Genomic DNA, 7,650 nt, shown 5'->3' with positions numbered 1-7,650 from the left:
TGGCTGCTCAACATCTCGGTCGATCTCAGGAACTACGCGATCTTCGCGATCGCCACCTGGTTCATCCTCTGGGTGCTGCTCGCCCGCCCGCTACGCAGCATCAAGATCCGCGACGAGACGCCGCCCGCGCGTCAGCTGCTGATCGAGTTCGCGATCTCGCTGCGGTCGTTGGCGGTCTTCTCGACGGTGGGCGTGCTGCTGTTCGCCCTGGAGCGCGCCGGCCACCTGCCGGGACCGGCGCTGGCCGCGCAGTGGGGACCGGCCTGGACCTTCGCCTCTCTGGTGCTGATGATCATCGCCCAGGACGCCTACTTCTACTGGACCCACCGGGCGATGCATGACCCGCGGCTGTTCCGCGCCTTCCATCGCCGCCACCACCGCTCGCACAACCCCTCGCCGTTCTCGGCCTACAGCTTCGACATCGCCGAGGCCGGCGTGCAGGCGGGCTTCGTCGCGCTCTGGATGCTGGTCGTGCCGACCACCTGGGCGGTCGTCGGGCTCTTCATGCTGCACCAGATCGCCCGCAACACGCTGGGCCACAGCGGCTACGAACTCTATCCGGCCGGCCGCGACGGCGAGCCGCTCATCGGCTGGCTCACGAGCGTCACCCACCACGACCTGCATCACGCGCAGGCCGGCTGGAACTACGGCCTTTGGTTCACCTGGTGGGACCGACTGATGGGCACCGAGCACCCCGAGTACCTGGCCCGGTTCGCCGCAGCCAAGGGCGTAGGCCGTCCGGTGTCGGAGGCGGCGTGATGCGCCGCATCGCAAGCCTGGTCGCCTGCATGCTCGGCCTCGCGACGGCCTTTCCCGCCGCGAGCGCTGAAGCCCGGTCCGACCTCGCCGGCCGCTGGGCGACCGAAGGCTTCGGCTCCATCGTCGAGGTCCGACCGTGCGCCGCGGCGCCTGCGGAGATGTGCGGCCGGATCGTCTGGCTCTGGGCGCCCTCGCCGGGCGGGCGGCTCCGGGTCGATCAGCACAATCCGGACCCCGCGTTCCGGACGCGCTCCCTGGTGGGCGTCGAGATCATCCGCGGCCTGCGGCCGGCCGGCGCCGGCGCCTGGACCGGCGGGCGTCTCTACAATCCCGACGACGGGCGGACCTACACCGGCGCAGTGCGCCTCGGCGACGGCCAGCTCGAGTTGCGCGGCTGCGCCCTCAGTATCGTCTGCAAGAGCCAGACCTGGCGGCGGCCTCAAGACGTGCTGGCCGCGTCGCGGGCGCCCTGACCGTGCGCCGGCCCCGCTTCATCGCCGAGCAGGCGCGCGACGCGCGCGGATGGCTCGGCCGGCTGATCGCCTTCATCATGGCGCGCGAGACCTGGGCCCAGAACCTGCGGGCCATTGCGGCCCTGCATGTGCGCGAGGACGACCAGGTGCTCGATGTCGGCTGCGGGCCGGGTCGCGCCCTCGCCACCCTGGCGGCGAAGGCGCCGCGTGGGCGCGTCGTCGGCGCCGATCCTTCGGAGGTGATGGCCGAGGTCGCGCTGGCGCGGAACCGCGGTCTCGTCCGTTCCGGCCGCGTGGAGGTGGCGATCGCAGAGGTCGCGGCGCTGCCGTTCGCCGCGGCGTGCTTCGACAAGGTGCTCTGCGTCCACGTCGTCTACTTCTGGCCGGACCTGGACGCAGCCCTCCGTGAGCTGGCGCGGGTGATCAAGCCGGGCGGCCGGATGGCGCTGGTCTTCCGGACCAGCGCCGACACCCCGGCGGTCGAGAGCTTCCCAAGCGAGGTCTACCGCTTTCGCGCTCTGCTCGAGGTCGAGAGCGCGGCTGAGCGCGCCGGGTTCAGGCTGGAGGGCCAGCCGGCGCAAGGTGGCGAGCCTCTGCTCCTGATCGCCACCAGGGCGTGAGCGCGACCCAACGGTCCGGGACCCTGGACCGGGCGGGCGTTGGGCCGCGGCATGGCGGTTCAGGATTTCCGATCTAGGCCGTTCGCGGCCCGAGCAGGATGATGCCGGCGCCGGCGAGGCAGACCCCCACGCCGATCACGTCCCAGCGGTCGGGGACACGCTGCTCGATCGCCCACATCCAGAGCACCGAGGCCAGGATGTAGACGCCGCCGTAGGTCGCGTAGGCGCGGCCGGCGGCGTCGCTGTCCACCCGGGTCAGCAAGTAGGCGAAGAGCGCCAGGCTGAGCATGCCCGGCGCCAGCCACAGCGGCGACTTGCCCAGCCGCAGCCACGCCCAGAACGCGAAGCAGCCGGCGATCTCGGCCACGGCGGCCAGCGCGAAGTAGACCCAGGACACGGTTCATCTCTCTGTGACGGGGCAAGGACAAGCACCTAGGCGGTCGGCCCGCCCGGCGGCAAGCGCCTAGCGGATCAAGGCCAGGAGCGGGCCTTCGACCAGGGGCCACGCCAGCGCCAGCATCAGCAAGGCCGTGGCCAGGCCCATCAGCCGCAGGGTCGCGCGCGCCGGCCTGCGACCGGTCCGCCGGCTTTGCCGCCAGACCCAGCCCCATGCGGCGAGCACGGCCACCAGCCCGGCCAGGGTCATGGCCTTGTGCGCGATGCCCAGGAACGCGACGCCGCCGCCCAGCAGGGCGAGTGCGGCGGCGGGGAATGCGACCGGAAGCGTGCAGCAGAGCACACAGGCACCAACCGCGCCGGTGGTCGCCAGCACGGCGGTGACCCCGGCGGCCTTGCCTTGCACGGCCGGCGCGTCTTCGGATTGAACGGCCATCTCAGCAGCACCCGCAAGCGCTGCGCGCCTGACCGGCCGTGAAGCCCGCGAACAGCGTCTCGGCCGCCAGGCGCGCCGTCTCCGGCGCGGTGACCGTCAGCACGGTCCCTTCCGGGCTGTCGGCGACCTCGAAGGTTAAGAAGGCGCAGCACGCGCGTTCCTGGGCGGCCAGCCGGGCCACGTCACGGCGCGCCTTGCGATGGTAGACGAGGGTCAGGGTGAGGTCGTTCCGCGTGTGGCGCTTCAGCTGCCGCCGGTTGAGATCGGCGATCCACGCCTGGCGCTGCTGCAGGTCACCCGCGCCCAGGGTGCAGGCGATGGGGATGGCTTCGGACATGGGAGGTCTCCGGGCTGGCGCGCTCTTGGCGCCGGGGAGACAAGGACATAAGAGTTGAAGCTACTTGAGCTTCAAGGGCTCATTTGCAGGAGACGACCGTTTGGATCGCGCCTTGTCGATCGGCGCGCTGGCCCGCCACAGTGGGGCCACGCCGCCGACCATCCGCTACTACGAGCAGATCGGCCTGTTGCGCCGGCCCGACCGGCGTGACGGCGGCCATCGGGTGTATGGCGAGGCGGACCTGAAGCGTCTGACGTTCATCCGCCGCTGCCGCGATTTCGGATTTCCCATCGAGCAGGTCCGGGACCTCGTTTCGGTGATTGAGGACGTCGACCGTTCCTGCACCGAGGTGCGCGACCTGGCCCGCGACCAGCTGGCGTCCGTCCGTGCGCGGATGGCGGAGCTGCGCGAGCTGGAGGCCAGCCTCGGCCTGCTGGTCGCGGACTGCGAGGCGCGCTGCGCCGGCGGCCCCGGACCGGACTGCGTGATCCTTGAGGACCTGGCAGCCCCCGGCCGCTGTTGCGCCGGCTGACGCATCGTATCGGGTCCACGGCGCGCCCTCGGCGCCAGGGGCCAGGAGGCGACGGACGCGCAAGGGCGGGCGGCCGGTCATGCCGACGCACCTGCGCAACCGGGGCAGCGGCCCTGCAGCTCCACAACCCAGCTGCTCGCCACGAAGCCGTGCGCCGCCGCCAGGCCGGTCAGGGCCGGAGCGAGTTCAAAGGGGCGCTCCGCCACGCCGCCGCAACCGTCGCAGATCAGGAACTGGGCGTCGTGCGCCCCCAACGGCGCCACGCAGGCGACGAAGCGGTTCACGGACTTGAGGTGATGGACGAACCCGTGAGCGGCGAGGAAGTCGAGGGCGCGGTAGACAGTGGGCGGATGAGTGTAGGCGCCCGGCGCGAAGGCGGCGACGAGGTCGTAGGCGCGGACCGGCCCCCTCGCTTCGAGGAGAAGTTGTAGGACCCGATCGCGCGGTGGGGTCCAGCGTTCGCCGGCCGCCACGCTGCGCTCGGCCGCCGCTGTGAGCGCCGCGGGCACATCGCGGGCGGGGCGCGGCTCAGAGCCCGGCATAGGTCGGGCGGCGCTCGGTCTGATGCCCACCGGCGCACAGGGTGTGGTCGTGCAGCGCCTCGATCACCCGGCAGTTCGCCACCTCGCCAATGCAGGCGGCGTCGACCATCTGCTGCAGCTCGCGCTCCAGCACCTGCAGCTGCGCGATCTTGGCCCGGACCGCGCTCAGTTGCTCGGCAGCCAGCGCGTTGGCGGTCTCGCAGGGCTGCTCGGGCGAGTCGCTCAGGCGCAGGAGGTCGCGGATCGCCTCGACAGGAAAGCCCAGCTGGCGCGCGTGCTTGATGAAGGCGAGCCGACCCACGGCGGCCTCGCCATAGACCCGCCGGTCGCTGAGCGTGCGCTGCGGCGCGGGCAGCAGGCCGATCTGTTCGTAAAAGCGGATCGTCGGGACTTTGACGCCGGTCGCCTTGGCGAGGCTGCCGATGGATCGCTGCAGCATCTTCGTTCCTTGAAAGAAAGGCCTTGATCCTCCAGCAGCTAGAGGATGCACGGTGTCGATATGGCGTCTGCCGCGACCTTCGTCGAGACTCGAACTTCCGCCTGCGTCCGCCGGCGGGGCCACGACCACTGGTCGGCTTCGTGTGATTTAGTAACGCATTCCCGCGACGCCGCGGGCGGGGTATAGGCCGGGCGTGGCGGGACTTTGGACATTTTCGCGGACCTTGAAGGCTTGGCTCGTCGCCTGCCTGCTGGCCGTGTTCGTAGCCACCCCGCTCCTCGACGTGGTCGTGTGCCGCGACGAAGCTGTCGCCGCGACCCATGCGTCCGACACGGGCGCGCCCGCCGTCAGCGACGGGAACGCCGACCTCGCCCATCCGGACGCCGGCGGCGTGCCGCACTGTGTCCACGGTCACTGTCATCATGCCTCGGTCGCCACGGCCACGCCGACGGCCACGCTTGCCGCCGGAATGTGCTGCACGGACCCTGATCGACCGCTTGCGTCGCTCGTCCTGGACTCGATCGACCCCTCGCTGAACAAGCGGCCGCCTCGCGCCTGACCACCTGCCGCGCGCCAAGAGCGCGTGTCCTGTCGTCATTCGCGAGAAGGTCCATGATACGTCTGACATTTCGACGACCGCTGTCTGCGGTCTGCCTGGGGCTCGCTGCCCTCGGCGCAGGCGTGGGCGCAGCCCACGCCGATCCGGCGCCCTCGTTCGCCGAGCTCCTCACCCGGTCGCAAGAGACCGCCCCCCGGCTCGCCGAAGCGCGCGCCGACATTGCCCGGGCGCAGGGGCTCGCCCGGCAGGCCGCGGCGATCCCCAATCCTACGGTCGGCGTGGAGGTGGAGAACTTCTCCGGCTCCGGACCGTACCGTGGCACGACCCTGTCGGAGACCACCGCCTCGATCCAGCAGCCGCTGGAACTGGGCGGAAAGCGAGGCGCTCGCAGGGCGGCGGGGCGCGCCGAAGTGACCGCCGCGGAAGCCCGCGCCCGCAACGTGCAGGTCGGCTACGCCTTCGACCTCGCCCTGGCGTTTGCAGATGCCGAAGCGTCGGATCGCCGGCTCATCTTGGCTCAGGAGACCCTCACGCTCGCCCAGGAGGATGCGCGCATCGCCTCGGCGCTGGTGGACGCCGGCCGCGAGGCTGAGCTCCGCCGGCTGCAGGCGCAGTCCGCGGTCCAGGCGGCGCGCGCCGGTCTTGACGAGGCCAAGGCGGCTCGCGCCGTCGCATTCGGCAATCTGACCGTTCTTACCGGGTCGCCGGCTCCGCTGACGTCCGTGGACGTGAGCCTGCTCGACAGCCGGGCGGCGCCCTTCCCTGGTCTCACGCCGGCCTCGATCTCGGCCACGGCGTTGCTGGCGGCCCAGGCCGAACGCGAGGCTGCCGCGCGCCGGCTCCAGGTCGAACGGCGCCGCGCGGTTCCGGACGTGACGGTCTCGCTGGGCTTCCGCCGCTTCGAGCAGGACGACGCCACGGCGATGATCGCCGGGGTCTCCGTCCCCCTGCCGCTGTTCGACCGCAATCGGGGCAACATCGCCGCAGCGCGGGCGGATATCTCCATCGCCGAGGCTCGCCTCAACGCGGCCCGCCTCGAAGCGGAAGCTGCGGTTCGCACCAGCGCCACGCGTATCGCGGCGTCGGAGACCCGGCTGGCCGCAGCAAGGGAAGGCGAGCGAACCGCCGAGGAAGCCTATCGCCTGGCGCGCATCGGCTACGAGGCCGGCAAGCTGCCGCTCGTCGAACTCGTCAGCGCCCGCCGCGCCCTCGCGGACGCGCGGACCCAATCCATCGCCGCCGCCGTGGAGCGGATCGGCGCACAGGCCGCGCAGGCGCGGCTCGGTGGCTTCGCCATCTTCGGAGAGCAGAAATGAAAAGGGACAATGCACGCCTCTACGGCGCGGTCGCGGCTGCAGCCGTTCTGGCCGGGTTGGGCGGCTACGGGCTCTCGATGTTGACCAACCGCCCGGTCGCCGCGGGCGCTGAGGCCGGGCATGCCGAGGAGAAGCACGCCGAAGAGGGCGGCGAGCACGCCGGAGAGACGGGCGGAGAACATGCCGGCGAGGCGGGCGGCGCCGCTGCCGAGGCGGAGGGCGTGATCGCGCTCACGCCGGCGCAGGCGCAGGCCACGGGCATCCGTATCGCGCAGGTCTCGCGCGGCGGCGGTTCGGAAGTACGGCTTTCGGGCCGCGTCGCCCCGGTGATCGACGCCAAGGCGAGCGTCGGCGCGATGGTCAGCGGCCGCGTCGAACGGGTGCTGGTCGCGCCTGGCCAGCGGATCGCCGCTGGCCAGGCCCTCGCGGTCCTGGTCAGCGGCGACGCCGCCAGCCTGCGCGCGGAATCTGACGCCGCCCAAGCCGCCTATGTGGCCGCCGAGCAGGCGCATGGCCGGGACGAAAACCTGGCCAAGCTCGGCGTAGTCGCGAAGCGTGAGGCGGAAGTGTCGCACGCTCAGGCGCTGAGCGCGCAGGCGACGGCCAGGGCGGCCCGCGCGCGCGCCGCGGCCGCCGGCGGGCCCAGCGCCTCGGGGCGCCTGAATGTCACCAGCCCGATCGCAGGCGTTGTCACCAGCGTCCAGGTGGGTCCTGGCGGCTTCGTCGCCCAGGGCGGGGTTGTGGCTGAAGTCACCAATCCGGCCCGGGTCGAACTGGTGTTCAACGCGCCGCCGCAGCTCGCCGCCCAGGCGCAGCCCGGCGCGCGCATGCGGGTGACGGGATCGAACGGCGACTTCTCCGCGGTCGTGACCGGGGTGGCGGCGGACGCCGGCGCCCAGAATAGCGGCGCAACGGTGATCCGTGCACGGCCGGAAGGTGCGTCGGCGCCGCCTGCCGGCTCGCCCGTCACCGGGGCTCTCGTGACGGGCGGCGAGGCCGGCGGTCTCTCCGTTCCAAGCGACGCGGTACAGACCGTGGAGGGCAACTCGGTCGTCTTTGTGCAGGTCCAGGGCGGCTTCCGTGCCGTCCAGATCCTGGCGGGACGCCAGGCCGGCGGCCGCACGGAGATCCTGCGAGGCCTGACCGGCGCCGAACGCATCGCTTCGACCAACGCCTTCCTGCTCAAGGCCGAGATGGCCAAGGGCGAGGCCGAGCACGGCCACTAGGAGGCGCACACATGT

12 protein-coding genes are annotated in these 7,650 nt (G+C 72.0%); 7 read left to right on the top strand and 5 right to left on the bottom strand.

The genetic code is table 11. The features are described 5' to 3' along the window. The 3 genes from JNK30_RS13880 to JNK30_RS13870 all read left to right on the top strand — a co-directional run. On the top strand, positions 1-759 hold a 759-nt coding region (locus JNK30_RS13880; protein ID WP_293483011.1), incomplete at its 5' end, for a sterol desaturase family protein. Further along, positions 759-1,232, top strand: coding sequence for a DUF2147 domain-containing protein (locus tag JNK30_RS13875; protein ID WP_293483009.1), 474 nt, complete (start codon positions 759-761; stop codon positions 1,230-1,232). The genes JNK30_RS13880 and JNK30_RS13875, both read left to right, overlap by 1 nt. A 2-nt stretch (positions 1,233-1,234) precedes the next feature. Then, the gene (locus JNK30_RS13870) at positions 1,235-1,852 is read left to right on the top strand and encodes a class I SAM-dependent methyltransferase (RefSeq protein ID WP_293483007.1); all 618 of its coding nucleotides are present in this window, start codon (positions 1,235-1,237) and stop codon (positions 1,850-1,852) included. A 73-nt stretch (positions 1,853-1,925) separates the two neighbouring features. On the opposite strand, the gene JNK30_RS13865 is transcribed toward JNK30_RS13870, so the two are convergent. The 3 genes from JNK30_RS13865 to JNK30_RS13855 form a co-directional block, all read right to left on the bottom strand. Beyond that, complete coding sequence (locus JNK30_RS13865; protein WP_293483005.1) at positions 1,926-2,249, bottom strand: YnfA family protein; 324 nt, start codon at positions 2,247-2,249, stop codon at positions 1,926-1,928. Between the two features lie 66 nt (positions 2,250-2,315). After that, complete coding sequence (locus tag JNK30_RS13860; RefSeq protein ID WP_293483003.1) at positions 2,316-2,684, bottom strand: hypothetical protein; 369 nt, start codon at positions 2,682-2,684, stop codon at positions 2,316-2,318. Between the two features lies 1 nt (position 2,685). Next, complete coding sequence (locus JNK30_RS13855; protein WP_293483001.1) at positions 2,686-3,021, bottom strand: hypothetical protein; 336 nt, start codon at positions 3,019-3,021, stop codon at positions 2,686-2,688. A gap of 64 nt (positions 3,022-3,085) precedes the next feature. On the opposite strand from JNK30_RS13855, the gene JNK30_RS13850 reads away from it, so the two are divergent. Next, positions 3,086-3,553, top strand: a complete 468-nt coding sequence (locus JNK30_RS13850; protein ID WP_293482999.1) for a helix-turn-helix domain-containing protein — start codon at positions 3,086-3,088, stop codon at positions 3,551-3,553. Positions 3,554-3,630: 77 nt separating this feature from the next. Here the strand turns inward: JNK30_RS13850 and JNK30_RS13845 are convergent, their stop codons facing one another. Beyond that, positions 3,631-4,026, bottom strand: a complete 396-nt coding sequence (locus tag JNK30_RS13845) for a Fur family transcriptional regulator (protein ID WP_293482997.1) — start codon at positions 4,024-4,026, stop codon at positions 3,631-3,633. A gap of 55 nt (positions 4,027-4,081) precedes the next feature. After that, positions 4,082-4,534 (bottom strand): helix-turn-helix domain-containing protein, encoded by a 453-nt coding sequence (locus JNK30_RS13840; RefSeq protein WP_293482995.1) that lies wholly within the window; start codon positions 4,532-4,534, stop codon positions 4,082-4,084. A 223-nt stretch (positions 4,535-4,757) separates the two neighbouring features. On the opposite strand from JNK30_RS13840, the gene JNK30_RS13835 reads away from it, so the two are divergent. Genes JNK30_RS13835 through JNK30_RS13825 form a run of 3 tightly spaced genes read left to right on the top strand, consistent with a single transcriptional unit; the run spans position 4,758 to position 7,635 of the window. Next, a complete protein-coding gene (locus tag JNK30_RS13835; protein WP_293482993.1) occupies positions 4,758-5,093 on the top strand; it encodes a hypothetical protein in 336 nt (111 codons plus the stop codon). A gap of 53 nt (positions 5,094-5,146) precedes the next feature. Further along, complete coding sequence (locus tag JNK30_RS13830; protein ID WP_293482991.1) at positions 5,147-6,409, top strand: TolC family protein; 1,263 nt, start codon at positions 5,147-5,149, stop codon at positions 6,407-6,409. Further along, positions 6,406-7,635 (top strand): efflux RND transporter periplasmic adaptor subunit, encoded by a 1,230-nt coding sequence (locus JNK30_RS13825; protein ID WP_293482989.1) that lies wholly within the window; start codon positions 6,406-6,408, stop codon positions 7,633-7,635. The genes JNK30_RS13830 and JNK30_RS13825 overlap by 4 nt, the downstream gene beginning before the upstream one ends. Positions 7,636-7,650 lie beyond the last annotated feature (15 nt).

Source organism: Phenylobacterium sp. (assembly GCF_016793225.1).
Classification (GTDB): domain Bacteria; phylum Pseudomonadota; class Alphaproteobacteria; order Caulobacterales; family Caulobacteraceae; genus Phenylobacterium.
Note: the sequence above shows the minus strand (reverse complement) of the source record. Positions and strands in the feature narration are given on the sequence as shown.

What these genes read in the sequence shown, in the direction of transcription:
- JNK30_RS13855 (WP_293483001.1), bottom strand. Translation starts at nt 3,021, where the DNA reads ATGTCCGAAGCCATCCCCATCGCCTGCACCCTGGGCGCGGGTGACCTG.
- JNK30_RS13840 (WP_293482995.1), bottom strand. Translation starts at nt 4,534, where the DNA reads ATGCTGCAGCGATCCATCGGCAGCCTCGCCAAGGCGACCGGCGTCAAA.
- JNK30_RS13860 (WP_293483003.1), bottom strand. Translation starts at nt 2,684, where the DNA reads ATGGCCGTTCAATCCGAAGACGCGCCGGCCGTGCAAGGCAAGGCCGCC.
- JNK30_RS13825 (WP_293482989.1), top strand. Translation starts at nt 6,406, where the DNA reads ATGAAAAGGGACAATGCACGCCTCTACGGCGCGGTCGCGGCTGCAGCC.
- JNK30_RS13875 (WP_293483009.1), top strand. Translation starts at nt 759, where the DNA reads ATGCGCCGCATCGCAAGCCTGGTCGCCTGCATGCTCGGCCTCGCGACG.
- JNK30_RS13830 (WP_293482991.1), top strand. Translation starts at nt 5,147, where the DNA reads ATGATACGTCTGACATTTCGACGACCGCTGTCTGCGGTCTGCCTGGGG.